This window comes from Bacillus sp. YBsi01 (genome assembly GCF_038406745.1).
Classification (GTDB): domain Bacteria; phylum Bacillota; class Bacilli; order Bacillales; family Bacillaceae; genus Bacillus; species Bacillus siamensis.
This window is the reverse complement of record NZ_CP151679.1, coordinates 3,464,008-3,490,924: the sequence shown is the minus strand read 5'-3', so window position 1 is coordinate 3,490,924 and position 26,917 is coordinate 3,464,008. Positions and strand designations below refer to the sequence as shown.

At 37.4% G+C, this 26,917-nt stretch carries 26 protein-coding genes and 6 pseudogenes; 11 read left to right on the top strand and 21 right to left on the bottom strand.

Features of this window, described 5'->3' with window-relative positions:
• Positions 1–399 precede the first annotated feature (399 nt).
• Both AADZ70_RS17645 and AADZ70_RS17640 read right to left on the bottom strand, forming a co-directional pair.
• Entirely contained in the window at positions 400–1,437 is a 1,038-nt protein-coding gene (locus AADZ70_RS17645) for an NAD(P)/FAD-dependent oxidoreductase (protein ID WP_342007403.1), read from the bottom strand.
• Between the two features lie 63 nt (positions 1,438–1,500).
• Positions 1,501–2,442 carry a cation diffusion facilitator family transporter gene (locus AADZ70_RS17640; protein ID WP_099744877.1) on the bottom strand — a complete coding sequence of 314 codons (942 nt, stop codon included), beginning with the start codon at positions 2,440–2,442 and terminating at the stop codon, positions 1,501–1,503.
• Between the two features lie 206 nt (positions 2,443–2,648).
• On the opposite strand from AADZ70_RS17640, the gene AADZ70_RS17635 reads away from it, so the two are divergent.
• Complete coding sequence (locus AADZ70_RS17635; protein WP_342007402.1) at positions 2,649–3,071, top strand: VOC family protein; 423 nt, start codon at positions 2,649–2,651, stop codon at positions 3,069–3,071.
• A 77-nt stretch (positions 3,072–3,148) separates the two neighbouring features.
• Here AADZ70_RS17635 and AADZ70_RS17630 read toward each other — a convergent pair whose 3' ends face one another.
• The 5 genes and pseudogenes from AADZ70_RS17630 to AADZ70_RS17610 form a co-directional block, all read right to left on the bottom strand.
• On the bottom strand, positions 3,149–4,495 hold the full coding sequence (locus tag AADZ70_RS17630; protein WP_045925201.1) for an FAD-binding oxidoreductase: 1,347 nt from the start codon (positions 4,493–4,495) through the stop codon (positions 3,149–3,151).
• A gap of 344 nt (positions 4,496–4,839) precedes the next feature.
• Complete coding sequence (locus AADZ70_RS17625) at positions 4,840–5,172, bottom strand: hypothetical protein (RefSeq protein ID WP_342007401.1); 333 nt, start codon at positions 5,170–5,172, stop codon at positions 4,840–4,842.
• 267 nt (positions 5,173–5,439) lie between these two features.
• Positions 5,440–5,625: a hypothetical protein gene (locus AADZ70_RS17620; protein ID WP_016937132.1), complete on the bottom strand. Its 186-nt coding sequence runs from the start codon at positions 5,623–5,625 to the stop codon at positions 5,440–5,442.
• A 138-nt stretch (positions 5,626–5,763) separates the two neighbouring features.
• Positions 5,764–6,129 carry a cupin domain-containing protein gene (locus tag AADZ70_RS17615; protein WP_342007400.1) on the bottom strand — a complete coding sequence of 122 codons (366 nt, stop codon included), beginning with the start codon at positions 6,127–6,129 and terminating at the stop codon, positions 5,764–5,766.
• A gap of 65 nt (positions 6,130–6,194) precedes the next feature.
• Positions 6,195–6,631 (bottom strand): annotated as a pseudogene (locus AADZ70_RS17610) (DinB family protein).
• A gap of 178 nt (positions 6,632–6,809) precedes the next feature.
• On the opposite strand from AADZ70_RS17610, the gene cotR reads away from it, so the two are divergent.
• The gene (gene cotR, locus AADZ70_RS17605) at positions 6,810–7,772 is read left to right on the top strand and encodes a sporulation hydrolase CotR (RefSeq protein WP_016937134.1); all 963 of its coding nucleotides are present in this window, start codon (positions 6,810–6,812) and stop codon (positions 7,770–7,772) included.
• A 65-nt stretch (positions 7,773–7,837) separates the two neighbouring features.
• Here the strand turns inward: cotR and AADZ70_RS17600 are convergent, their stop codons facing one another.
• A complete protein-coding gene (locus AADZ70_RS17600; protein ID WP_342007399.1) occupies positions 7,838–9,100 on the bottom strand; it encodes an MFS transporter in 1,263 nt (420 codons plus the stop codon).
• 21 nt (positions 9,101–9,121) lie between these two features.
• On the bottom strand, positions 9,122–10,027 hold the full coding sequence (locus AADZ70_RS17595) for a helix-turn-helix domain-containing GNAT family N-acetyltransferase (protein WP_342007398.1): 906 nt from the start codon (positions 10,025–10,027) through the stop codon (positions 9,122–9,124).
• 306 nt (positions 10,028–10,333) lie between these two features.
• Here AADZ70_RS17595 and AADZ70_RS17590 point away from each other — a divergent pair, with 306 nt between their 5' ends.
• Together AADZ70_RS17590 and AADZ70_RS17585 are read left to right on the top strand one after the other, a co-directional pair.
• On the top strand, positions 10,334–10,651 hold the full coding sequence (locus AADZ70_RS17590; RefSeq protein WP_015416893.1) for a helix-turn-helix transcriptional regulator: 318 nt from the start codon (positions 10,334–10,336) through the stop codon (positions 10,649–10,651).
• Positions 10,638–11,207 (top strand): DUF2812 domain-containing protein, encoded by a 570-nt coding sequence (locus tag AADZ70_RS17585; protein WP_342007397.1) that lies wholly within the window; start codon positions 10,638–10,640, stop codon positions 11,205–11,207. Before AADZ70_RS17590 ends, AADZ70_RS17585 begins: the two co-directional genes overlap by 14 nt.
• A 358-nt stretch (positions 11,208–11,565) precedes the next feature.
• Here the strand turns inward: AADZ70_RS17585 and AADZ70_RS17580 are convergent.
• The 4 genes and pseudogenes from AADZ70_RS17580 to AADZ70_RS17565 form a co-directional block, all read right to left on the bottom strand.
• Positions 11,566–12,528, bottom strand: a pseudogene (locus tag AADZ70_RS17580) (PLP-dependent aminotransferase family protein); the annotation flags it as partial.
• A 241-nt stretch (positions 12,529–12,769) separates the two neighbouring features.
• Entirely contained in the window at positions 12,770–14,173 is a 1,404-nt protein-coding gene (locus AADZ70_RS17575; RefSeq protein ID WP_342007396.1) for an MFS transporter, read from the bottom strand.
• A 35-nt stretch (positions 14,174–14,208) separates the two neighbouring features.
• Positions 14,209–14,594, bottom strand: a pseudogene (locus AADZ70_RS17570) (BCCT family transporter); the annotation flags it as partial.
• Between the two features lie 464 nt (positions 14,595–15,058).
• Positions 15,059–15,829 carry a TSUP family transporter gene (locus AADZ70_RS17565; protein ID WP_342007395.1) on the bottom strand — a complete coding sequence of 257 codons (771 nt, stop codon included), beginning with the start codon at positions 15,827–15,829 and terminating at the stop codon, positions 15,059–15,061.
• Between the two features lie 742 nt (positions 15,830–16,571).
• Here AADZ70_RS17565 and AADZ70_RS17560 point away from each other — a divergent pair.
• Positions 16,572–16,711: pseudogene (locus AADZ70_RS17560) on the top strand (T7SS effector LXG polymorphic toxin); the annotation flags it as partial.
• A gap of 393 nt (positions 16,712–17,104) precedes the next feature.
• On the top strand, positions 17,105–17,566 hold the full coding sequence (locus AADZ70_RS17555) for a CarD family transcriptional regulator (protein ID WP_016937143.1): 462 nt from the start codon (positions 17,105–17,107) through the stop codon (positions 17,564–17,566).
• Positions 17,567–18,186: 620 nt separating this feature from the next.
• Here AADZ70_RS17555 and cspC read toward each other — a convergent pair.
• A complete protein-coding gene (cspC, locus tag AADZ70_RS17550; RefSeq protein WP_003156143.1) occupies positions 18,187–18,390 on the bottom strand; it encodes a cold shock protein CspC in 204 nt (67 codons plus the stop codon).
• Positions 18,391–19,060: 670 nt separating this feature from the next.
• Here cspC and AADZ70_RS17545 point away from each other — a divergent pair.
• Positions 19,061–20,089, top strand: coding sequence for a fatty acid desaturase (locus AADZ70_RS17545; RefSeq protein WP_342007394.1), 1,029 nt, complete (start codon positions 19,061–19,063; stop codon positions 20,087–20,089).
• Between the two features lie 184 nt (positions 20,090–20,273).
• Here AADZ70_RS17545 and AADZ70_RS17540 read toward each other — a convergent pair whose 3' ends face one another.
• Positions 20,274–20,912, bottom strand: a complete 639-nt coding sequence (locus tag AADZ70_RS17540) for an NAD(P)-dependent oxidoreductase (protein ID WP_099744887.1) — start codon at positions 20,910–20,912, stop codon at positions 20,274–20,276.
• A 199-nt stretch (positions 20,913–21,111) separates the two neighbouring features.
• Between AADZ70_RS17540 and AADZ70_RS17535 the strand changes: the two genes are divergently transcribed.
• On the top strand, positions 21,112–21,555 hold the full coding sequence (locus AADZ70_RS17535) for an Rrf2 family transcriptional regulator (RefSeq protein ID WP_264819699.1): 444 nt from the start codon (positions 21,112–21,114) through the stop codon (positions 21,553–21,555).
• Between the two features lie 109 nt (positions 21,556–21,664).
• On the opposite strand, the pseudogene AADZ70_RS17530 reads toward AADZ70_RS17535, so the two are convergent.
• Positions 21,665–21,832, bottom strand: a pseudogene (locus tag AADZ70_RS17530) (cystatin-like fold lipoprotein); the annotation flags it as partial.
• A gap of 210 nt (positions 21,833–22,042) precedes the next feature.
• Positions 22,043–22,483, bottom strand: a complete 441-nt coding sequence (locus AADZ70_RS17525) for a MarR family transcriptional regulator (RefSeq protein ID WP_016937147.1) — start codon at positions 22,481–22,483, stop codon at positions 22,043–22,045.
• A gap of 432 nt (positions 22,484–22,915) precedes the next feature.
• Here AADZ70_RS17525 and AADZ70_RS17520 point away from each other — a divergent pair, with 432 nt between their 5' ends.
• The 3 genes from AADZ70_RS17520 (at position 22,916) to AADZ70_RS17510 (ending at position 24,763) form a co-directional block, all read left to right on the top strand.
• Entirely contained in the window at positions 22,916–23,335 is a 420-nt protein-coding gene (locus AADZ70_RS17520; protein ID WP_029575264.1) for an organic hydroperoxide resistance protein, read from the top strand.
• A 75-nt stretch (positions 23,336–23,410) separates the two neighbouring features.
• Positions 23,411–24,358 carry an alpha/beta hydrolase gene (locus tag AADZ70_RS17515; RefSeq protein WP_342007393.1) on the top strand — a complete coding sequence of 316 codons (948 nt, stop codon included), beginning with the start codon at positions 23,411–23,413 and terminating at the stop codon, positions 24,356–24,358.
• Between the two features lie 147 nt (positions 24,359–24,505).
• Entirely contained in the window at positions 24,506–24,763 is a 258-nt protein-coding gene (locus AADZ70_RS17510; RefSeq protein WP_342007392.1) for a MarR family transcriptional regulator, read from the top strand.
• A 448-nt stretch (positions 24,764–25,211) separates the two neighbouring features.
• Here the strand turns inward: AADZ70_RS17510 and AADZ70_RS17505 are convergent, their stop codons facing one another.
• The 4 genes and pseudogenes from AADZ70_RS17505 to AADZ70_RS17490 form a co-directional block, all read right to left on the bottom strand.
• On the bottom strand, positions 25,212–25,736 hold the full coding sequence (locus tag AADZ70_RS17505; protein ID WP_064778173.1) for an NAD(P)H-dependent oxidoreductase: 525 nt from the start codon (positions 25,734–25,736) through the stop codon (positions 25,212–25,214).
• 198 nt (positions 25,737–25,934) lie between these two features.
• Entirely contained in the window at positions 25,935–26,054 is a 120-nt protein-coding gene (locus AADZ70_RS17500) for a phosphatase (protein ID WP_342007391.1), read from the bottom strand.
• Positions 26,011–26,139: pseudogene (locus AADZ70_RS17495) on the bottom strand (tetratricopeptide repeat protein); the annotation flags it as partial. The gene AADZ70_RS17500 and the pseudogene AADZ70_RS17495, both read right to left, overlap by 44 nt.
• Before the next feature lie 71 nt (positions 26,140–26,210).
• The gene (locus tag AADZ70_RS17490) at positions 26,211–26,852 is read right to left on the bottom strand and encodes an NAD(P)H-dependent oxidoreductase (RefSeq protein WP_016937153.1); all 642 of its coding nucleotides are present in this window, start codon (positions 26,850–26,852) and stop codon (positions 26,211–26,213) included.
• Positions 26,853–26,917: the final 65 nt, after the last annotated feature.

Below are 26,917 nucleotides of genomic sequence, written 5' to 3'. Positions count from 1 at the left end.
TTTTATGATGTTATCCTATGCTTTTTGTAATGAGAGTGTGCCACAGCAGAAACGGCCAAAAAACCTGTTTGCATAAAAAATACCAAAGGTCTGCAACTCTTGGTAACACTGTTGCAGCCGGGAAACTTGAATCTGCCCGGGGTATGCACTCACCATTTCGACAACCAAGAGATATTGTATTTTCTGTTCAACAAGCCGATTAAAACAGCGTTTTTGGCGGGTTTCCTTACGTGCCGCGCAGTTAGCTCGGGAAGTACGTCAGAATGTTGCACAATCAGTGAGTCAGGGATCTTCTTACTTAATAAGTCAAAAGATTTTTTCGGCTTTACACAGTCACATAACTGGACTTATTCAATACAAAAAAGAGCAGTAAACCCGTAAGTTACTGCTCTCCTCAGTCTATCCACCGTTCATTTGTTTTACAATGTATTCAGCATCATTTCCTACACCTTGAAGCAGCGCTGAACCTCGCCTATGCTGCCAAGGCAAACCAATAAAGTACAATCCTTTCACAGCTGAAACACCCCGGTGATGTATAATTCGGCCTTCCTTATCCAAAACACCTTCTATTTTCATCCACCAAAGCGGATTCTTAAAACCAGTTGCCCAAATAACATTGTTAACTTCTAATGAAGATGAATCTTTAAAAATGATTTCATTTTGCTTTCCGGCTATGACTCTTTGTTTTAAAATGATCTTCTTCTGTCTTATTGCATGTTTTAATTTATACCCAAATATGGGGTCGCCTTTCTTTTGAATGAACTTGCCTAATATTGATGTATGACTTGCATGTAAAACTCCTAATTTATCAAACCACCAAAAGATGCTTCTTTTTCCAATCCATAAAGGGAAATAAACCGGTTTATTACTGCAAGACAAATATGTAACTCTTTCTTTGGATAATTCAACAGCTATCTGAGCTCCGCTATTCCCGCCGCCGACTACCAGTACATTCCCAGGCGCCAGTTGTTTTGAATGTTTATATTGTGAAGAATGTAATTGATGAATATGACCGGCTACATCCTTTGATATTGATGGAATGTTAGGGGTATGAAAAGGACCTGCGGCCATCACAAGATTCTTCGTTTGATAATCTTCCCGGTTTGTTTTTATTAAGAAATAGTTGTTTAATTTTTGGACACTTATTACTTCTGTCCGTAATTGGATCGGGATTTCAAATCTTTCAACATATTTTTTCAGATAAGCAGCAATTTCATTTTTTGAAGGGAGTCCATGCTTGTCTCCCTCAAGATGCATTCCAGGCAAAGAGCTGTACATTCGAGAAGTAAATAAAACCAATGAGTCATACCGGTTTTTCCAGCTTTCTCCCACTTCATGACTTTTATCTAAAATGATAAACTTTTGTTTCGACTTCTTTAGATAATATCCTGCTGAGATTCCTGCCTGACCGGCTCCGATTACTATCGTGTCGTACATCTGAATCCCCCTCCGGTTTTATCTTAATTGTCAGAGAGACAAAGTGAGTCCCTATCTCCTCCTTTAATGATGATGGTGGCCGTCCGTCTGCTCAATTTTTGCCTGACAAAGGATTGCATTGTCGTGATTATGCGCTGCTGTTTCCATTTGAATCGTTACATGCGTAATACCTTTATCTCCAATCTCATGTTCAATTTTGCGTAAAATACTTTCGCTTTCTGAAATGGTCAGCTGATCATCAACAACAGCGTGGCAGGAAAGAGCATTCAACCCGCTTGTGATAGACCATATATGTAAATCATGAATATGCTGAATGCCCTCTGTCTCTTCAATCGTATGGATGATGTCAGTCACGTCAATATTTTCCGGGGTTCCTTCCATTAATACGTGAATGGAATCTTTCGTCACATGGTAACCGCTTCTTAAAACAAGAACAGCTACAATGACACTGGCCAATGGGTCTGCCCAGCCCCACCCGAAGAAGATGATAAGCACCGCAGCCAGAATGGCACCTACAGAGCCGAGCATATCACTTATTACATGTAAATAAGCTCCCCTTATGTTCAGGTTATTCTTTGTATCTCCGCCGTTCAGCATAATCCAAGCGACCAATATATTCACAGCTAACCCGATGATACTAATGATAAGCATGCCGGTTGTTGCCACTTCTGGCGGATGAGAGAAACGTTTGATTGCTTCATAAATGATATAAAGGGAAATCAATATTAAGGCAACACCGTTTATCACAGCTGCGAGAATCTCAAATCGTTTATAGCCGAATGTCTTATTATGACTTGCCTTTTTTTCGGCCAATTTAAAAGCAATCAGAGCAACCATTAATGAGATTGAATCACTCAGCATATGACCGGCATCTGACAAAAGCGCTAAACTATTGGTTACAAATCCGCCTATAGCTTCTATTATCATATAACCTGTAATCACGATAAAAGAGATCAATAAAACCTTCTTATTGGACCCGCCGGCGTGATTGTGATTGTGACCCATAAAAAATCTCCTCCTGTATTTATTATTCCTTTTCTGTTATGAAGCATTCTAACATGTACACAAAAATAATCATATATGATTATGTGCTCATATATGAATATATAGGTTCTTTACTGAAATGTCAAAATCTTTTCTATATGGTGCTGCAGTGCAATAATGAAACTTGATATCATTTTCTTATTATCAGCTTGGGAGGTTATATTTTTATGAAACCGCGGGTTACAGTCATCACTTTAGGCGTAGATCATCTGGAACGATCACTTCGCTTCTATCGGGACGGCCTCGGACTGCCTGCTGAGGGAATAGTCGGAAAAGAGTTTGAACATGGCGCCGTTGCCTTTTTTGACTTACAAACAGGACTGAAACTGGCCATTTGGAATCGTAAAGACATCGCACATGAGACAAACGCTGCTTTAACTGCACCAAGCCCGGCAGAATTTACATTAGGACATAATGTTACGAGTAAAGCTGAAGTCGATAAAGTCATGGAACAGGCAAAACAGGCAGGAGCGACGATAACTGATCCCGCTCATGATACTTTTTGGGGCGGATACTCCGGTCACTTCCAAGACCCCGATGGGCACTTATGGGAAATCGTTTGGAATCCGCACTGGGATGCAAGTGAATAACCAAATTTTATAGCAATAATAAAAACACACCTGAATGTTCTGGTGTGTTTTTTATTTTGTTTCCCAAAACGATCAAACTATTTATACGATGGCGGGATGCTTTGCGGAAAATGAAATACATTTTCGGGATCGTATTTCGCCTTTATTCTTTGAAGCCTTGCAAAGTTTGAGCCATAATATGCTTTTCCGAAATTTTCAATATTCTGATCCGGAACATTGACGTATGAACCTGTTACATATGGTTTCAACAGCTGACGCACTCTTTCAACTGATGCAAGGTTCGAGGCTTCTTGTGATTTATTTTTCCAACTGGCCGTCCATTCCGTATAAAACAATGGCCGGCGCCAAAAGAAGGCTGTTTCGCTGCTGGGAACTCTGCTTATCGCACCGCCCCAATTGATAAAAAAGAAATTTGTTTCTGTCCCGGTGGCTTTTTCTAAAAATTGTCTCATCACTGAAATAGGTTTTTCAGGCCAAAGATTTAGCGCCCACGCCGAGGAGAATTTAACACTCTGATCAGATCTTCCCGGGATCGGTTCATCAGGGTCCAGGAAATCTATGCAATCCGGATAGTATAATGTTTTGATAATTGTCCGTGTCGGGGTTCCGGCATTTAATAAAGGTTTTAATAATTGAATCAGCTCAGGTTTTGAACCGAGGAACAATCCTTCCACATGACACAAGCCATTTACTTTGCTGTAAATCTCAAGGTAGCACCCCAATCGTTCGTCTGTAAACGGCGCCCACTTTTGCCAAGCTTTAAAGACCGTCTCCAACTGCTCCCATGGCCAAATAATATTAAAGACGGTTGCGGTTTTAGGAGCACGGTGAACTTTGAACGTGTATTGGGTATTATATCCGAAGTTGCCTCCCCCGCCGCCTCTGGAAGCCCATAGTAAATCTTCATTGTGAGATTGATTTGCTTGAATGATCCTGCCTTTTGCATCTACCATTTTCAGTGCGAGAAGGTTATCACTTATCAGGCCGATTGATCGTGAAAGCACTCCAAACCCGCCGCCCATCGTAATTCCTCCGATTCCCACTGTCGGACTGTCTCCAAACGGAGCCATAAAACCATCCCGGGCCAATCCTTTCACAAGCGGGCCGACGTGAATGCCGGTTTGAACGGTTGCAATCGCGTTTTTTTCGTCTAATAAAACTTTATTCATATCACTCACATCAATAACTATTCCATCACTTACGACTGAAAGGTTTCTATCCAGAGCATGGCGGCCGCTTCTGACACGCAAAGGCACATTATTCTCACGCGCCCATTTAATCGCATTACTTACATCGTATGAATTTTGTGCAAAAACAAAGACAAGCGGACAGACATCAACATAAGGGTTCCAATTCTTAACCGCCTGTGCATAGCCGGGGTCCCCTTTGAAGATGACGCGCCCTGTTAACTGTGTTGATCCCATCTGTTTCACTCCCCATAAACATTTGATTCCGATTCCAGTATATGCAGGATTTGGACAAATTCTTAGACGGATGATCTGCTAACTTAAAAATAAATACAAATACGCGAAGATGATATAAAAACACAAAAAAGACAAGAGCGGCAAGTTGCCGAAACTCTTGTCTCTCCTATCTTTTTAATATGATTGGCGTGATATACTGACCCGGCTATGGAAGCTCATAGGAAAGTTTTTGTTTGCCCTGCTATGCGCCCTTTTTGCCGCACCAGCTGAGTAATCTTCCTGTTTGATCTTCCAACAAGAATCTTTTTCTTTATCGTTTTTGCAGCCTTGGGACGGAATTTCTCCTATTTTTTCTTCTTGTGTTTCCGTTTGCAATCATGTTTTTTCTCTTTCTTATGATGTTTTTTACATTTCGCTTTTGCTGCTGCTTTTGCTGCTGCTTTTGCTGCTTTTGCCGCTTTTACCTTTGCTTCTGCTGCTGCTCTTGCTGCTTCTGCTGTTCTGGCTCTTGCTTCTTCCGCTCTTGCTATTGCCTCTTCCGCTCTTGCTCTCGCTTCTGCTTCTCTTGCTGCTTCTGCTCTCGCTTCGTCTTCCGCCATATCAAAATCATGGCCGAGGTCACAGGCTTCGTCGTATGGTTTTTTCTGAACGTGATTTTCACCTGGGTTATAATACATGAACTACCACTCCTTCTCATATTTTTTTAATCTCTTCATACTATGTAGATAAAAGACTCCAGCTTGGACTATTCATTTGGTTAACCAGCACATTTCAGCCGCTTTTTTCATTTATCCATACAACAGACTCTGGATGCCTGCAATAAACTTGAAAAATAATAAGCTGCGAAAACCACAAAAAAAAACCAAGGGGCTGAACCCTTGGTTTTTTGTGAGGCTGAGAGTGCTGCACGCTGCAGCCTCCTTCTGTACCGACTTTTTTGACTTTTAATTTGCTTGCTGTGTTTGTTTTACCGGTTCTTTGCTAAAAAGTCCAACAATGTTCCACAAGACAACTACTGAAGCTATTATTAAACGAGTAGTGTTCACTTCTTGGTTAGTCAATAATTTATAACCATATATTGATCCCAATGCAACTATACAAAAAATATTGAACCATTTACTCCAACGCAATTAGAAAACTCCTTATCAAAGGATGACATTTCCAAACAATGTATTATAATATTAACAAAATTTTTCAATATTCAACCTTAAATCTTTCTTAATTGGTTTTCCTGACCATTTTCTCTAATCGCCAGTTATTATTACAGGCTAGATCCAGACATCATTTTCAGCTGTTTGATCAGTTATTTCTTCCCCGGTATTCACAACACCTTTAGGCTCTACAAGCAAAATTTTACACTCTGATTCTGCATAAGGTTTATGTTCAGCATTTTTCGGAATGACAAACATTTCACCTTCATTTAATTTTACTTCTCCATCACGAAATTCAATGATTAAATTCCCCTCAATCACAATAAAGACCTCATCTGTTTCCTCATGCTTATGCCAAACAAAGTCCCCTTGTACTTTAACAAGTTTAAATTGATAATCATTCATTTCAGCAATTACTTTTGGAGACCATTGATCTTGGAATGCAGCTAATTTCTCTTGAAAAATAATCGGTTTATATTTCATTCTTTCTCCTTCCCGTGTAAAACTAAAGACATATATGTCCGCCTTTGTTCTTCTCCTGATTTTAACTAGTCCCAAATGAAAGGCCGCTCCACTTCAGCAGTTCTGAGATAGTCTAAAAGCTGACCGGTATGTACTGACTCATGATAAGCAATCCTTAATAACATGTCCCCCAGTTCACGGACGTACCCAACATCAGACCTATCAATCTTTATATTTGTTAAATCTGTTTCGTTTAAAGATTTGATGAATGTCAAAAACTCGGTCAGAAACGGTTTTGCAAATTCTAATTCTCCGGGTGCTGTGGTAAACGTTTTTGATACATAAGGATTAGGAGATTCCTCTGAAGGCCCATTCATATGTTTTAGTAAAATTTGATGGTAAAGAAATTCTGCTTCTAAAACATGTTTTATCATTTCCTTACACGACATGGCTTCGGAATCCGGGCGCCAGTCAATCTTTCCTTAGGGATAGCTGTCCATAACTTGATGCTTCGCCGTCTCACTTATTTTTAAACCATTCTCCTTCTTCTCGGAAAAACCTCTTCAAATAAAGAAGATATTTTTTCCCAACCCGCTGGATTGATAAATTTTTAAGATAAAGAGATCTTCATTCATCCATACAATAGACTCTGGTTGAGCATATACTGAATGATAGTTTTCATCAGAAAGGAGACATCAACTTTGGCAAAATATCGGATCATGACCTTTGATGGGGGAGGTACGTTAGGTGCTTTAAGTTTACAGCTATTGAACAGACTGGTTAAACAAAATCCGACTTTAATAAGCCGAACCCACGTGTTTTCAGGAAATTCAATCGGTTCATTCACTGCCCTTGCATTAGCCAGCGGAAGATCGCCGCATGAGACATTCCGCTATTTCAAGGAAAAAATCCTGCCCGCATTCAGCGTTTCCCGGCCGGGCGGACCCGTTTTCAATCAACAATTACCATATTCCGGTTTTATTAAAGCGGTACGGAATTTTTTCCCGGCAGATCTTCGTCTCAAAGATTTAAGAAAGCGAATTGTTGTCCCTTCATTCAAATTATACTCTCCAAAACTGGATCGTTGGACTCCTGTATTATTTCACAACTTTCCCGGCTCTCCCTATTTAAATGAGAAAGTGAGTGATGTCATACTGCGGAGCAGCGGTGCCCCTGCGACGCAACGCGCCTATCAAAACTACGTGGACGGATATGTAGTAGCAACGAATCCCAGTACAGCCAGTATCGCGTTTGCAGTTGGTAAAGCCAACGTGCCATTGGATCAAATTGCGGTATTGTCCATCGGAACAGGTGAAGCCCCGACCCGTTTAAGAAGAGATACGAGGGGATGGGGAATGGTAAGTGCAGATAACATACGTCCCGAAAATCTGAAGAACCTTCCTCCAAATTGGGGAGTCCTTTTGGACAGGTCGCCTAATGAACCTTTACTGCCATTTCTTCAGATAATTGCTGGCGGAAATGGTTACTATGAATCCATGGTCAGTGCGAATCTTCTGGGAGATCGTTTTTTCCGATTAGATCCGCGGATTCCGAACTTCTCCAAAACGGACCCTGCCGTCGTTCCCGCTGTCATTGAAATTGCGAACAAAACCAACTTACAGCCTGCGATTGAATTCATAGAGAAAAACTGGAACAACAAATAAGAACAGACAACATACCAAGGGTGGAAAAACCCTTGGTATTTTTAGATGCGGCCGGAGAGGACTGATTAATATGAAACTGAATCGGTCTCCGGCTTTTGCTCTTTTTTTATTTTCACCGTTTCAGGCAGTAAGCAAGTAAATATTGCCGCTCCCAACAAAATAATAATTGAGAAATAAAAAGAAAGATCATAGTTACCCAATTCACTATAAAGAAAACCCGGTACATAAGCTCCCAGTGCTGATCCTATCTGATGGCTCAGGAATAACCAGCCTAAAATAAATCCAACTGAATATTGCTTAAAATATTGCGTGGCTAACATTTGGGCAGGAGCTACAGTTGCAAAATCAACCAGCCCAAACAGAATGGCAAAAATAAGTAATATAACCGGATGATGACTGTATAACAGGATGCAAATTGATAATGCGCGGATGACATATAAAAGAATAAGCATCTTTTTACTGCTCCAGCGGTCTGCCGCAATCCCTGAAATGATTATCCCCAAAATATTAAATCCCGCCAACACACTAACTGCAGCACTGGTTACACTTGTTGAAAACCCATGGTCATGAGAAAAAGGAATAAGGTGAGTATCCATCAGGCCTGTAGTTGTAAAACCGCATATCGCAAAGGGTAATATTAAAAACCAGAATTGTTTCTTGCAAAATACTTCCCAAACAGAAATGCGGGTCGTATACTGCCCACTTGCAGCTTCTTCTTTCATAAAGCCGCCCATAGGAGATAACCCCATCTCGCCGGGATGATTCCGTAAAAATAACAGGATGACAGGAAACACAATAACCATTAAAAGCAAACCCAAAATCACTACAGTTAACTTCCAGTCAAACCATTGAATCAAAATGAGAGAGCCGGGAACAAGAAGCATCTGACCAGCGCCAAACCCCGCCTCCATAATGCCAAAAGCAAGCCCGCGTTTTTCATTAAACCAATTTGTAACCACAACTGTTGCGGCTACATTAGATGCCCCTCCAACACCGATGGAGATAACAACTCCGTAAAGGATAAATAATTGCCATGGATGATTCACAAAAGAAGTTAAAATAAAGCTAAGCCCGACCAAGAAAGTGCTGACTGACAAAATCATTTTGGGGCCTAGTTTATCAACCAGCCTCCCTATTATGGGCTGAGATATGCCATATATGATAAAACTCAGAGTAGAAATAAGTGAGATTGTTCCTCTGTTCATAGAAAAATATTTTTCCCACGGTTCAACAAAAGCTCCAAATGAAAGACGTGCGCCTTGAACCGCTAATAAGGTTAAAAAACTGACAAAAACAATGATCCATGCGTAGTGATATTTTATTCGCATCCTATCCCCCCTCACTTTTATTTATAATTCCAAATCCCAGCGCTCTTCTATTAAATTTGATCCCCATAAAGGTTTCTCTTCATGAACTTCTGTAATTTCGAATCCGGTTTTTTTATACAATGGCCGGGCTGTTGACATGTCTTTTACCGTCCAAAGAAATATGCGCTCGTATCCATTTTCTTTACAATATTGCACAAGTGCCTTCATCAGACGGCTGCCGACACCTTTTCTTTGAAAAGACGGATCGACTAAAAACCATCTTAACTGTCCTGTTTTTTCATCGTCATTCACTAAGCCGATACAACCTGCAAAGGTATTCCCGCTTTCCGCCACCCATATTTTTTCAATATCAGCTTTAAACGTATCGCGAAGATAAGATAAGAATGTGTTATCCCACCCATGGGATTTGGCATAAAATAATCGCTGTTTTTCAATTATGTTTTTGACATCCTCTGAAGTATAATAGTCTCTTATTGAAATCGGAGATTCTTTATCATAAAAAGAATGCTGCAAAATGTTTTGAATGGTTTCCATTGAATCTACAAGTTTTTCTTGTTCCTCTTTGTCTATGCATTCAAGGATATATTCAACTTGATGATTGGCTTTTTTCTCCAGACTTTTATAAATACTTTTCCCTGACTCGGTGACATAAAGGAAATGATTACGTCCGTCTTCTATACATTTTTGCTTATATATAAAGCCTTCCCCTTCGAATTTTCTGATAATTCTGCTTACATATCCTCTGTCCAGGTCTAACCTTTCTTGAATAATTTTTGCTGTACAATCGGGCGTATTATAAATTTCGTATAAAATCCTGGTTTCTGTTAAAGAGAATGGACTGTCATAAATATGTTCATTCAGAAAACCCAAAATATCTGTATAAAATCTATTAAATTGTCTGAATGCCAAAACACGTTTTGTTTCCAAATTGATGTACCTCCTCCAAAAGATTGACTTAAGCAACTTTTTTCCATCGTAATCGAGACAGTTGCTTAAGTCAACTATATTTTTCAATCCTTCTACCTTTTTTGTAATGAGCACCTTTTATTTCTAAAAAACACATTGAAAATAAACGGCACTGTTTCATCGGAGAACCGTTGCGCACCGCCATAAATTCTTTTTTACTTCAAGTTCCTTTTACAAATTTTGAAAAACTCATTGACTATTCAGTTGAACTGTATTACATTATTATAAAGTTGAACTATATAGTCGAACTGAATAGAGGGTGAGGATATGAAACATAAATTATTACCGCTGTCTGAAACCATGCATTACATTTTATTAGCTCTGCGTGAGCCGCTTCATGGCTATGCCGCCATGCAGAAGATAGAAAAGATGAGTAACGGTACTGTTATTTTAGCGGCCGGCACATTATACGGCGCGATTGAAAACTTGAATAAGCATGGCTGGATTGAGCCTGTCGGAGAGTCGGGCCGGAGAAAAGTCTATATGATAACTGCGGAAGGAAGCGCCATTTTGAAAATGGAACAAAACAGGTTATTGCATATTTTATCCCTGTACGAAGGAAGTGAATCGAATGAAGAAATTTAAGATGTTTTTTGATATTGAAAAAGAGGAGCAATGGCTGAACGAGCAATTACAAAACGGCTATCGTTGTACAAATATTAGCGGATTAGGAATATACACCTTCGAAAAAACCGATAAGAGATATGTGATGCGAGTGGATTATCAAGATTATTTATCAAAGAAAAAGTTCAAAGATTACAAAGGAATTTATGAAGACTTCGGCTGGAGTTATATAAATGGCCCTTGGGGGGTTGGAACTCGATATTGGCAAAAAGAAGATGATGGTCAAAATGAAATCTTCTCGGATCGCCAATCAAAGAGTAATTATTATAAAAGATTAATGAGTTATTCATCAAGTTTTGGTTTCCTGTGTTTGTTTATTTCTTATATGTTTTACAAGGATTCAGGTTTATATTTAGCTGAAGGCCTGTGGAGTATGGAAGGCTCAATGTTTTGGAAAGCATTTTTATTTGAAACTCCATTTGCCATTTTGAGGTCGCTTCCCGCCCTTATGGCTGTTATCTTCGGCATCAGTTTCTATAAAGCGTATCGAAAGTATTCAATGTTAAAAGAAGAATAATGCGGGGAAGTTACATTCAAAAAAGTAATGAAGGATCATGTACCTGCCACAGTTGGGCGCTTTTAAGCCCTAAATTCACTGACAGATCAGACAGCTTATTTTAAAACAAAAAATACCAAGGGCGTTAAAACCCTTGGTATCATTGGAGTGCGGCCGAGACGGCGTGACATTTTTAAAACAGATGAAGCAAAACATTCTTAAAACCAGCTCTTCTACTCGTTTCATCCCGAAATGATCCTCCCCTGTTTAGCGGGGATTTTTTTCATTCGAGGCTTTTGGAAATATATCATAGAATGTTGCATGTTAGACTGATCTTCAATTGAAATTTTCAGAAAGTTAAGCTGTTGAAGTACAGCGCCTATAATGTTAATGCTTTTGCAGACAAAGCAGCTTTCAATCTTCGTATCCCTTCTTCTAATTCTTTCTCAGCTAAATTTCCGTAACCTAAAATAATTTTGTTTTTATGGACCCCTTTCTGGATCGTATGGAGTTCAACCGGGTAAATTTTAATTTTATGCTGATCTAACTTTTTCAGCACCTGTTCTGAAAAAATGACATTTTCAAAACTGGCTATTAAATGGAGACCTGTCGAATCTCCAAATATCTTGACCTCATCTCCAAATTCACGGTTCAGGCTTTGTTTTAAAGCCTCACGACGTTTCTTATACACTTTTTTCATTTTACTAATATGGTGTTCTAGATAACGATCCTCAATAAAGTTTGCAAGTGTAAGCTGCTCCAAGGAAGAGGTATGAAGATCTGTAAACCATTTTAGATTCTTACACTTCTCAACGAGGGACGGCGGAAGAACTAAATATCCAAGACGCAGTGCCGGTGATAAGATCTTACTGAATGTACCGATATAAATAACTCTTGACGGGTCTAACCCCTGAAGAGAACTTATAGGTGATCCCTTATATCGAAATTCACTATCGTAATCATCCTCTACGATATAACAATTTGATTGACGCGCAAACTGTATTAATTGAATACGGCGTTGAATTGTTAATGTACCGCCGATTGGGAATTGATGAGACGGAGTGACAAATACAAAACTTGGTTTTTTATCGTGGGGCAGCAGCTCCGTTCGCATCCCATTATGATCTACTGGTATAGGGTAAAGCGAGCTGCCGGGTGATGAAAAAATAGTTTGAATTTCATGTGTAATAGGATCTTCAATAATGACTTCATCACCCGGTGACAATAACAATTTTGCTATAAGGGAAAGTCCTTGGGTTGCACCTGAAGTGATGACAATTTGGTCAGGATGACAATGAACCCCTCTTGTTCTTCTAAGATACCTTGAAAGGACATGCCTTAATAGGATTATTAGTTAGCGTACAAGTTCCCCATATAGAAAATAAAAAGCCAGCTCTCCTTCGGGAGAAGAACTGGCATACCAAAGCTTCTTGCTTCTTATTTTGCTGTATTGCTCGGACCTTTTAATTTCTCTTCGTTCTTGCGTCAATGTTTTATTATTAGGACACAACCAATTAAATAATGACGATCGAGAAGCTGCAGTCATTGCTGCTGGGATAATCCCGCTTATATGGATGCTTTTTTCATTCCTTTTCTGTTTGCTCCATTTTCCACCACAGTGAATCTTTTGGATTTTCAACAGCTTCTTGAAACTCAGCTTTAGAAGCAACTGTTGGGTAAGAACCTTTTAAAGATTTACCTGAAGTATCTTTAAATAAGGTTAACACCACTATTAAGCCAATTAAACTGACTGCTAATAAATAGAAACCTGGCGCCAAATTGTTTCTTGTCACATGGGTTAACCAAGAAGCAACTAAAGGTGTTGTTCCGCCAAAAATAGAAACCGATAAGTTGAATGTCCAGGATAATGTACGATATCTAATGTCAGTATGGAACAACGTAGGTAAAGATCCTGGCATAGTACCTTCATATACAGATAATACAATACCTAACAATAAAAGTCCTATAAATAAGAATATTATATTCCCCATATTAAGAAATTGGAAAGAGATAATCGAAAATACAATTCCTAATACTAATCCAATTGTTATAACTTTTTTATTTCCTAATTTATCTCCCAGTTTACCAAAAGTTAAAGCGAACGGTACCATAATAATCAATACAATTGCTGTAACCGGTGTACTTATATTATCACTTATACCAAGGTTCTCATCTAAATAAGAAGGCATATAACCTAACAATAGGTAATTGGTTATATTGAAAAACGCCACAAATACGATACATAAAAAGATATCTTTTTTATATGTTTTAATTACTTCTAATAAACCTGGTTGTTGTTCTTGGTTTTCAGAGATGTCATTTTCAAAGATTGGTGATTCATCTAAATGACTTCTCAAATACAAACCAAATAATCCAATTGGAATACTTAAGAAGAAAGGAATCCTCCATCCCCAACTATTCATTTGAACATCAGATAAAGCCCAGAAAAGTACTGTAACTAAAACAGAAGCTACTATATAGCCAGATAATGTACCGATTTCTAAACCACTGCCTAACCTTATACGTTTATTATCTGGAGAAGATTCTGCGATATATACCATTGCACCAGCGTACTCTCCACCCACAGAAAAACCTTGCAGAATACGAGCTAAGAGTAATAATATAGGGGCCCATACACCAATCTGATCATAGGTAGGAAGTACACCAATTATTAAAGTAGATAAAGCCATCATTAAAATAGTAATTGTTAATACCATTTTCCGGCCAAATTTATCACCCATTTTACCAAAAATAATTCCGCCTACCGGTCTAAGTAAAAAGGCAATTGCAAATGTAGCAAAAGTAAATATTAACTTTAATTCATCGTTTTGAACCGGACTGAAAAAGTTTTTACTAATAATAACTGCCAAATAAGAATATAAAGCAAAATCAAACCATTCCATCGCGTTTCCTATCCCTGTAGCAAACACGCTTTTCTTCGCTTTTTGAATGTCTACAACGTTAATTTTTTTCTTGTTGAACTTCATTTAATAATATCAACTCCTTAATGATCAAATCCACATGATACAAGCGGATAAACGGTCCAAGCGTGCAGTCCCAGAATGTATAGCGTAATGCTTCTCTAAAAGTCTGGGGGTTTCTGTTTCACCTGATGGAGAGCTAATGGCATAGTGGCTGATTAGTTCAACTGGACCTTAAAAGACTGGACCAATATCCATCTCAGCGCCAAATAACATTGTAAACCAGGAAAGAAGGATGAAATTCAGCTTTTCCGATGGTTTTCTTAACTTATTTTTGCCGATTGGACTAAAAATAATACAAACAGCAACAAAAAGAGAAACAACCAACAGATAATGCCAGCCAAAGTGGTTAGTGATATATCCTTGGGCTGTGGTTGGTATTTTCTGCAGACTATTTGGAGAAATGATTCCCCTTCATAAGCTCCATTGTGAATATTATCACAATCGAAAAAAAACTTTTATTTCTTCAAAGTATCCTAAACCTTTATTTTAGTTCTTCCATTACGTCTTCCAATATGTTTATTATGTGTTGCAGAAAGATTGAGGTCATTCCTAAGTATTATTTACTGATCCTATCTTTATTACCCCGCAATCAGGTGAAACAAAACATTATAAACGTAGCATACCTTTTTAAAATCTGACAAGCCCAACAGGGTGATAGAAACCCGGCTAAAGCCAAGCTAATCAATGGATAGAAGAAATTTTTTTTGTTTTTCCCAAGGAATAACCGTCTGCGTTTAATCTAGCCCAATCAGAAAGAAAAAGAGCAGGAGTAATCCTGCTCTTTCATTCAAAACTTTAATTTGTATGACGAATTTCGTAAACCTTTTCGACTTCTTTACCTATTAATTAGTATGCAGACTGCAAACAGAAATACTCATATCGCCATCATCAATAATGCATTATAAAATCAAAGATATTTTTTCCTATTAAGATAACAGTAACTAAAATAAATAACATTCTCACATAGGTTACACCTTTTTTAATTGCGAAGTTAGATCCCACAAGCGCTCCTAATATCATTGATATACCCATTGGTACACCATATAAAAAATTAATTTTATGAAGAAAAAGAAACATAATTAGAGCTGCAATGTTACTGCCGAAATTAAGAAATTTTGCATTTCCTGCAGATTGTAAAAAATCGAAGCCTATAATCAAAAAGGCAAATAAAATAAATGAACCCGTTCCTGCACCTAAAAATCCATCATAAAAACCAATAGCGAATATTACTAAAGAAAAAAGAATGGCTTTTTTCCAAGTCAGTTTTTTATAAGTAGATTCATTACCCCAGTTTTTCTTCAAAATAGTGTAAATAGCTACACCTACTAAAAGAATTAATATTAATGGTTTTAATAATTCAGATGAAATAAAATTGACAACTAAAGCACCCAATAAGGACCCTATAAAAACAATCGGAAACAATTTAGATACTAACTGAAAATTAACTTTTCCTGATCTTATAAAGGAAATCGTACTCGTTAATGTACCCATTGTACTGGCTAACTTATTTGTAGCGATAGCAACTGAAGGCGGGAGACCTGAAAATAACAAAGCTGGTATAGAGATCAGTCCTCCTCCTCCCACTACTGAATCAATAAAAGAAGCAAGAAATCCGAAACATACTACTATTAATAGTGTATAAAAATTAATATCCTCCACTTATAAAATCCCCCCATAATGGTAAATAATAAGAGTGATCAAACTATTTTTCAATAAATAGTTTGATCACTCTGTCCATTATTTTTGCAATTCAAGTTCGATTTTTAAAAGCATACATACATGACTTTTAATAGAACGACTTGCACTTGATTTATTACTATCAGCTACAGCAAACATTCTTTGTAACCATCTGTCTTTCCCCATATTTTGGTTTAAAGGCCGTTCGAGCATGTGCCGCTAAATGGTTGTCTAATATAATAAGGTCACCAGGTTTTAGAACTACTCCTGAAGACACTTCCGATAGTGCTTTTTCAGCTCTTCTAATGCCCATCTGGCTTCATCATTTAATCCTTCCATTAAGGAACCATGAATACATAAGTCCGGTTTAATAAATCTTTTTCATTTCAATCCCTTAATGATTTAATTCCAGTATATAAAAAATTTTTTAAAAATTCCACATCTTATTCATTTCCTTTAGGTGACACGTATGGATACGTTCAAAAACACACCAAAAATTCAAGTGTGTTGCAAAAAGGCACTCAAAATTGTAAATCCATTTCACTTGTAATGAAGGTTTGTTGCATTGCACTTTCTAACTCCACATTCATCATTTCTATATGTTTGGATAAGTTGGGTTAACCATAATTAGTTAACAAAAACCACCCTTACTTTCCCACTTCTATTCCCATTACGTTCAATTTATTACCTATCCTTCAACAATTTTTTGGGAAGCCCATAACTTATCTATGGTGATATTTGGTTATTAAGTCGCCAAAAAGATTATAAAGAATTGAAAAATCAAATGATTAATTTAAAAAAGCATTTAAGGCTGTTGCTGATCTTGATGATTGTGAGTTCTCTGGGACGGGAGCAAACAATATTTAAAGCATTAAAGATCAAAAAAGAAGAAGCTAAAAAACGTGAAATAAAAGATTTGAAGAAACAGCTTGTAATGGTTAAAAATCGGTGATTAAATTGTGCCCATATAGATTGCAAACATGTCATTAATGTCAAGTCATGAACTCCTAATGGATATTTAATAACTCATTTTCAATGAAAAACTGAACTCTGATCATTAGTCAAGATTCTAAGATATACACGGACCAATCGTCCTTCCCTTTTTTCGAAATCCCAATGGTTCCCTCTTGTTTTGATGTTGTTTTTTTAAAAAAAGTTATTGACACCAAAAAATTATCATGTTATTATTATAAATTTGATATCGCTTTCCATATATGTTAACCTTAAGTTGAGTTACCATATATGGAGGTGGATGATATGTTTCAAATTGGCGATAACATTGTTTATCCAATGCACGGAGCAGGTATAATTGAAGCCATAGAAGAAAAAGAATTCTTAGAGGAAAAAGAACATTATTATGTCATAAAAATGTCAATCAGTCATATGACAGTTATGATTCCAACGCGTAAAATAATGAGTTTAAATATACGACCAGTTACTGATATACTTGCATTAAAACACATTATCCACATTTTTCAGCATGGAGAATCAGATAAGTTGCTGCCGTGGAAACAAAGATATAAAGTAAACACAGACAAAATAAAAACGGGTAAAATCCAAGAAGGTGCTGAAGTTGTACGTGATTTAATGCGTATGAAGAAAGAAAAAGCACTTAATGCAAGCGAAAAAAAAATGTTGGATAGTGCATATGAATTTTTGATTAGTGAACTGGAAGTTATTAAAGGAATCACTGAAAATCAAATAAAAAGTTTCTGTTAAGGTTAGATAATGTTTGCTTTCCAAAACATCCTTAAGTTTTCGGAAAATTACGATTAGACGTTTAATTTCTTCAACTTACTTTTAGAACATTAACCTCTTTTATTACTCCTGCAATCTAATCTGTTTTATTTTTAAATTTCTTCAATGAACATTTTAATTTTTATCAAAAACTCGATGGAATAGTCACTTGATTTTTGTAATCCTGATTCACACTGGCACGGACAAGGAGCCGTAAAGATGGAAGAGAGGCAGGGTTTTCATTGTTTTAGGTCTAAGTGATTATTTCCAGAAGAAAAAACAACCCCTCTCCTCTTTATCTTTAAGAATTTCTTATAACTGCTTCCACAGTGAATAGCAATTGTTTATCTTCTTTTCATAAAAGAGATATGCGAATTGTAACAAAGAATAACATACCGTTACAAATCATTTATATATATTCCACATATCGTCAATCCGTTATGTTATACTGTAAACAATCCTTTGAGGTTTTAAACCTTTTTTTTTACCTTGTAGCATCTGTCCCTACTCGAACGTTGAGTAGGGTTTTTTATTCAGTATTATACAGAGAACATAAAAAAACAGGCCCTATAAAAGAGCCTGTTTGTATAAACGATTGAAGATTAAGCAGTTTTTTGAACGTTAGCAGCTTGGGCTCCACGAGCACCTTGCTCAACGTCAAACGTTACTTTTTGACCTTCGTCTAAAGATTTGAATCCGTCACTTTGGATTGCAGAAAAGTGTACGAATACATCGTCTCCATTTTCACGTTCGATAAATCCAAAACCTTTTTCTGCATTAAACCATTTAACTGTACCTTGTTCCATTTTTGTTGCCTCCTAGTGTGTTACACATTGTATTACTATCCTTGCCCAAAGTATCATCAAGACGAAAAGTCGATATTCATACTATCCTTTACACGAACAAAAATAATTCTCCTTTATCATAACACGAAACGGAAATAACTGCAAATTAATATCATGTTTCATTTTGTTAAACGTGTCGATACGAGTGCAAAATAAGATGCCTACTAATAACGATGGTTTGAAAACACCGTGAAAATGGATCACGAGTGTCTTCAAAAAAGCTCAGCTGTTTCTTGTTCAAGTACAAGATATTCTTTTAAAAGCAGGGCTGTTCACTGGTATAGCTTTGTTTCTGCAGATGTTTCCAAACGATCACTCAGGTATACTGTAATGTTTGTTCTTCAAACAATGAATGTTTACGGTCTAAATAAACCGATCCCCATAGGGGAGCATGGAGAGAGTTTGGCCCGATAAAGAGCTGGGTATAATCTTCATACGCTTTTTGTATCCCGGCTGGCCATTGCTCATAAAGATTTAATCGAGATGGAGATCATTTTCTGACCTTCAATCATTTTACATAGGATGAGGAAAGATACTTATTATACAGGGAGGATGACAGCTGGGACTTCAAAGGCCTAAAACGTTTTCTATACTTAGATTAAGAACATCAGGGAAGGGGAAACTTTTAAAAATGAATGAACAAAACCTAAGGACTTTGAGAAAACTGGTTACCCCTTACGAAAAGTCCGATTCACAAAAAAGCATTTATCAAATCATTAACACATTGGTGCCATTTTTCCTGTTATGGTGTTTGGCCTATAAGAGCTTGTCGATTTCTTATATCCTTACATTAGCGATTTCTGTCGTTGCAGCAGGTTTTTTAGTGAGAACCTTCATTATCTTTCATGATTGCTGCCACTATTCCTTTTTTAAGAACCGAAAGGCGAATCGAATCCTTGGAACAATTACAGGAATTCTGACTCTGCATCCGTTTGATCATTGGGCACACGATCATTCTGTCCATCATGCGACAAGCAGCAACCTGGACAAACGCGGTACGGGCGATATTTGGGTACTGACTGTTGAGGAATATAAAGAAGCCTCAACTAAGACAAAAATAATGTACCGTTTGTACAGAAATCCGTTTGTTATGTTTATTATCGGACCGATTTACGTCTTCGGGATAACCAATCGTTTTAATCGAAAAGAGGCAAAACGCAAAGAACGGATGAATACATATGTAACCAACCTGGGGATCGTCGCTTTGGCAGCACTTTTATGTTGGGCTATCGGCTGGAAAAACTTTCTGCTGGTCCAGACGCCAATTTTTATGATATCGGGATCCCTCGGAATTTGGATGTTTTATATTCAGCATACGTTTGAGGATTCATATTTCGAAGAAGATGAGCAGTGGGAATATGTAAAAGCAGCCGTTGAAGGAAGCTCTTTTTATAAGCTTCCAAAAGTCATGCAATGGTTAACAGGCAATATCGGTTTCCATCATGTTCATCATTTAAGCCCAAGAGTCCCAAACTATAAGCTTGAAATCGCACATAACAACACTGAACCATTGCAAAACGTTCCGACCATCACACTGGCAACAAGTCTTAAGTCGTTAAAGTTCCGCCTATGGGATGAAGAAGGCAAAAAATTTGTTGGTTTTAAACACTTAAAAAAAACTTCTAAAAGCCAAGTATCAGCTCGGCTAAGAACGGATTAAAAACTAATCGATGATAATGGGCAGTGTATCTTGCAGAATAAAAGTGCAGACTCGCGCAAAGATTTTGTGCAGAGATCAGCACTTTTTTAATGCCAAATGCACTTACAACAAAAAATACCAAGGGTGTCAAAACCCCTGGTATCATTGAGATGACGGCTGAGAGCCTTTGTTTCTGCTCAATAACTTATTCAGCTTCTCCAACAACTGTAAAGCGTTCATTTATATGTTTTGGATTTTCGATTTCATCCAATACTGCAATTGCATAGTCTGCATAGCTGATATAACTTTCGCCTTTCGAATTCACAAGAAGATGATCTTTTCCTGACTGATAAAATCCAGTTCTTTTCCCGTCTGGGTCAAATACCGCTGAAGGACTGATAAATGTCCAGTTAATATCAGAAGTTTCCTTTAGTTCTTGCAAGTTACGACCTTGCCCTTTAGCTGTTGGAATAAAAATCTCAGGGAAATCAGGTGTATCCATTACACTGACAGTTTTATTTTCGTCTACATAAAGACTCCCTGCTCCACCTACAATTACAGCTCTTGTACCCGTTCCTTTTAATGCCCTAATTAATGCCCGGCCAGCATCTACATGTGCCTGTTCTTCTCCTAATGGAGCACCGAAGGCATTAACTGCTACATCTAACTTTTTTAGATCATCCGATGTAAGATCAATTATATTTTTTTCAATGATTGAAATCTTATCCTCTTTAAGTTTTGCAGCATCTCTTACAATTGCAGTTACTTCATGTCCCCTGCTTACCGCTTCTTTCAAGATGAGACTTCCAGCTTTTCCGGTTGCACCAATGATTCCAATTTTCAATTTCCAGTCCTCCTAATAATTCAACATTTTTAAATGTAACCATATTGATTACATGTAATCATTTTAGTTACATCATGTTTATTTGTCAATACGTTTATCATCTTGTTAATTGAGCATATTAGAGTAAAATAAACTTGTAATACATTCAGTTACAAGTGTACTATAAAGAGTGTAAAGTAATTAGGATGGTGAAGAAATCATGTCTATTAGCAGCCGTTTTGCTGTAGGAATTCATATATTGGCTCTTGTTGAAATAAATGAAGACGGAATTAGCACTTCTGAATTTTTAGCTGGGAGTGTAAATACAAATCCCGCCTTAATAAGAAAAATTATGGGGATGCTGAAAAAAGCAGGTTTAGTAAATGTACGGCCAGGTATTGCAGGAGCCGAATTAGCGAAGGATTTAACTGATATCACCTTACTTGATGTTTATAGAGCAGTTAATGTTGTTCAAGATAAAGAATTGTTTAGTATACATGAAAATCCCAATCCTCAATGTCCTGTAGGCCGGAACATTCAAAGTACAATTGGTCCAATATTTGAAATCGCCCAATCTGCCTTGGAAAAGGCTCTTGGGCATATCACAATTGAAGATGTGGTAAAGGATATTATTGAAAAAGAAAAATCGATCAATAATTGTTAAATAACTCCCTGGAAAATCTTTTATCAGACTGAAAACAAAAAGGGACTGGATCATATTGAATCCAGCCCCGTATTGATATTGATTTTTTGATTGAAAAAATAGCTTTTTAAGTAGTAAGCTTGCGAGAACTTTCTTCTGGCTGATAAAACGCAAGCTGAATATACTTCCCGTCATATATACACAAATTATAGCGTTATCTCTCTTGTACTCATCTGAATCCTCACATTACTTTTCTGACTTTCTTCTCCTGCTTCATCACTTCATTAATCATTATCATATTTACTACCGCCGCACCAGTCAGCAGAAGGATGAAGGTGACTGATAAATCATACGACCTACTATAAGTAAGTGGACAGTAACAGATAAATTTTTATAAACAAAAAATACCAAGGGTATCAAAACCCTTGGTATCATTGAGATGCGGCCGAGAAGACTTGAATCTCCACAGGTTATTCACCCGCTGGGCCCACCAGCTATATTCATAAAACTATTGCTCAGTTGTCAGCATGTTAAGTAAATTACGAATTTCCTTGTTATAACTTTTAATTTCTTCTTCATTACAACCGGTTTTATCAAATACTGCATTAGGAATTAATGTGACTTTTTCTTTAAACTCATTCCCTTCAGTTGTTAACGTAATAATTACACTTCGTTCATCCTCTTTTGAACGCTCTCTTATAATAAGACCTCGCTCCTCAAGTCGTTTTAAAACTGGAGTTAATGTTCCGGAGTCTAGATATAATTCTTCGCCTAAACCTTTAACAGATATTTTTTCCTTCTCCCATAAAACAAGAAGAACCAAATACTGCGGATAAGTAATTCCTAATTCTTTTAAGAGAGGATGGTATAACTTTATCATTTCACGGGAAGCTGCATAAATCGCAAAACATAGATGATTACTTAACAGTAATTTATCATCATTCTTCATGTTAAATCCCTCACAATATTTATATTCATTGTTACACATAATAGCACAAGAATTACATTAAGTAAAATTGAATGACTAACAATTTAATTAATCATAACTTATATACATGGAAAATCATCTTTATTTATAACCATAATGTGTTTGAGGTGCATTCTTATTATTACCGATATAGATACTTCTACTATATTGTTTAGACCCACTCGATTTATTGAGCCGCCAATAATATGATCTCCTATTTTCTCAATATGGTTATTATGTACACTAACTTTAAACTGCCGAAAACTGGTCTTTATTTTAGCCTAATCAATAATTTAGAGGATTTTAATCGCGAATTTCAATTGAGAACAATTTAATTTTTAAAAATTTAATTGACAATGCTATTTAGATTGGTTAAAATTCAATTGTGTTAAATTTAATTTATAGGGGTGTTTGATGATGACAGTATATTTTACAGCAGAAGCTACAACAAAAGGCGGAAGAGAAGGTCATGTAAAATCTAATGATCTTATTATTGATTTGGATTTAGCTATGCCAAAACCAAATCAAGTATCCACGGCGACAAATCCAGAACAATTATTTGCAGCAGGCTATTCAGCTTGTTATGACAGTGCTCTTCATTTAGCAGCCCAAAGAAAACGATTAAAAATCGAATCAGCAGTTACTGGTAAAGTAAGTTTATTAAAAGATGAAAGTGATAATGGTTATAAACTTGGAGTTGTTTTGGAGGTGGAAATTCAAGGGGTATCTCAAGAGCAAGCGGAAGAATTAACACATGCAGCTCATCAAGTATGTCCATATTCTAAAGCTACTCGCGGAAATATTGATGTACAAATCATTACAACAGCAATGTAAGACGAAAGATGTCAAGATCAATAGATAATAGAATAAAAAAAATAATGATTAAAACATATATAAGGAGAGATATCTATGTTAAAGAAAGTCCAATTAGAAAAAGCAGCTCAAGAATTTGCAGAAGCAACCGCGAACCCGCCTTATCTATTCGACCTTGGACCTGAGAAAGGACGAGAAGCTGTAGATGAGGTTCAATCTGACCCAATTGATAAACTGCCAGTTGATATTGAAGACATTATGATTTCAGGAGGGCCGAGCGGACAGGTATCAGTAAGAATAATGCGCCCACAGAATGCGCCTGCGCACCTTCCTGTCATCGTGTACATTCATGGGGCCGGCTGGGTATTTGGTAATGAGCATACACATGATCGGCTCATCCGTGAGCTAGCAGTTGGAGCACAAGCTGCTATTGTCTTTCCAAATTACACCTTATCTCCAGAAGCAAAATATCCGACAGCCATTGAAGAAATCTATGCAGTAGTGAAGTGGGCAGCTGAAAATGGCCGTGAGAACGGCATGATTCCCGAGAGTCTAACAATTGCAGGTGATAGTGTTGGCGGCAATATGACTGCTGCTGTCACGCTAATGGCCAAAGCACGCGGTGACTTGAACATCCGACAACAATTACTTTTCTATCCGGTAACAGACGCTTCTTTCGATACGGAATCCTATCACCAGTTTGCTACAGGATACTTTTTACGCAAGGACGCGATGATGTGGTTTTGGGATCAGTACACAACCAATTCGAATGAGCGTGCTGAAATTACAGCATCACCTCTACGTGCAACTACTGAGCAGCTTCAAGGGCTTCCGCCTGCATTGATTATCACAGCTGAAGCTGATGTACTTCGTGACGAGGGAGAAGCATATGCCAATAAACTTCGTGAAGCCGGTGTTCCGGTCACTGCCGTACGTTTCCAAGGTATCATTCACGATTTCGTGATGCTCAACGCCTTAGCTAAAACTAAAGCTGCGCGCGGGGCAATTGATCTTGCCACAGCCTGGTTGCGTAAAGGGTTTTAATTCATCTATTGTTTCGTCACATAGAGACTGCTGCAAATAAATAAAAAACAAACAGATCCACTCAAATAATTGAGTGGATCGTATATTTATTCATACAATGATTATATAAAAACAGCACGTGATTTTGGTACCGGTGAGATCTTTCATATGGTTGAAGTACACACTCTCACTGTTATTGAAGAGAACCCAGGAATTACAGTTACTGAGGCAGCGTTGAAGCGGAACCGAACAAGGGGTGCTGTATCACAGATTATCTCTAAACTGGAAAAACGCGATTTGATTATAAGAAAAAAAGAAGGCGGAAACGCCAAGAATGTATGTCTGTATGCAACCGAGCTGCTGGATAGACCTCTTGACATGTATATGACCATCTTAATAAACAAAAAGAGATGGCTGACAAATTAGATGACTTCCTATAAGTTAGTGGACACTTTTGGTCACAAAACACATTAAAAAATACCAAGGGCGTCTAAACCTTGGTATCATTGATGCGGCCGAGAGGGCTTGAACCTCGACGGGTTATTCACCCGCTGAGCCCTCAACCTAGTAAAAACATGTCGTCATTTACAAAAGCCTCTATTCAAAGCATCTGTTTATTTTATTGACAGCTATTTTCATCATTTTTCATGAATTCTGAGCATAAATTGGGCACCTATTAGAGACCAAGGAACTCTACATTTCATCAAGCAATATGTACTCATTGCCCTGCTGTAATTAATTTTAAGCCCTCGCTCTATGCTCCCCTGAATTCAGTATTCGATGTAAAACTTTGAAATTAAGTTTATTAAAATCTATCACAAACCCTTATTTTCACAACACATAATTTATTTCAGCTTCCCTCGCGAATACCGGATCAATGCTCAGCTTTAAGATAGCCAACCAATTTCTCCGCACTGTTCTTAACATCTTCTTTTGAAAGGTGAAGTGTCCCATATTGTGTAAAGGCAGGAAGAAAACGCATTCCTATATAGTTAGCAGTGACTTGAAACGGTCTGATAAGCTCGCTGATCGTGATATTATATTCTCCGCCTGCTTGATAATCAGATTCCGGTGCGCCTAAGGAGATAGCTAAGAGTAGTTCTTTTCCATGCAATTTAGTTCCTCCAGTTCCATAAGCCCAGCCATGTGTTAACACATCATCTTCCCATTGTTTGAGTAACGCGGGACTGCTGTACCAATACATTGGGAACTGAAAAACGATACGCTCATGATCTAACAGGAGCTGCTGCTCTTTTTCTACATCAATGATAAAATTAGGGTATTCACCGTACAGGTCATGAACCGTAATGTCATTCTCTTGCTTTAAACGATTCATCCAGGTTTTGTTGACAGCGGAAGTTTCCAAATTAGGGTGTATAACGATAACTAATGTTTTCATTTGACTGATTATCCTTTCTTCGCCGATTAGTTATTATTGCTTTTGCGATAATGAATTGATTCTAATTTTAAAATAGCAACTTTATTACACCTATTTTATCCTTTTTCATAAATTCAGGGCAACTAATTGGGCACCGATTACATTTATAGCCCAAAAAAGGCTTAACCTTTTAAAAAAGATTAAGCCTTTTTAGGACCCTCATGCCCCTACCCTATCTGCAGCAACTTTGACTTCTGTACTTTGATCATCTTGCAAATAAGTTATTGAAAATACACTACTTAAAATCTCCGCTGTCAAAAGAATCCGCCTGATTTTCATTAATAATCTCCCCTTGTTTAATTTTTCGTCTTGCTTCAATACTCATACGATAATATTCATTAGAGAGCATTAAATTTCCTTTTTGTATTAATGCAGGAAGGAGGGCTCGGCCAATTACTCCAGTCCCCCCAGCAACAATGATCTTCATACTATTTCTTATTTACCTGCTAATCTTGAAGCAGCTTCTTCAACTTCTTTATTTGCTTTTTGTAATACACCCTCCGGATTTAGTACATCTGTTCCTTGCACTCGGATAGTTTGATAATCCTCAATACCTAAGAAATTGAACATTGATTTCAGGTATTTATGAGAGTATTCAACTTCTGTATACCAATCATTATTTGTATAGATTCCTCCGCTTGCTTGGATGACAAGCATTCTTCGTCCGTCTTTAAGCAGACCCACTGAGCCAGTGTCCGTATATTTAAATGTTTCACGTGCGATCATGATATTGTCCATATAGTCTTTTAATTTTGATGGAATATTGAAATTATGCAAAGGTAAAACGATGACATATGTTTTTGCACTTTTGAATTGTTCCAATACTTCTGTCATGCGTTCTGTTACTTTTTGTTCCTCGCTTGTCAGTTCTTCGCCCTTGCCTGCCTTTTCCCATGCGCTTAAAACTGTTTTATCAATCATAGGCACTTCATCACTATATAAGTTAATTTGCTCAAGCTCTTCACTCTCTGGAATTAATTCTTTGTAAGCCTCTAAAAAGTGGTTCATTACCCCTAAACTGTATGACGATGTATCATCTACTTTTGGATGTGCGTTAATGATAAGTGTTTTGCTCATTTGAAACTCTCCTTTTAATTTATATTAAAGACTAATTTAATCGACGATTAACTCGGTCTCTAATA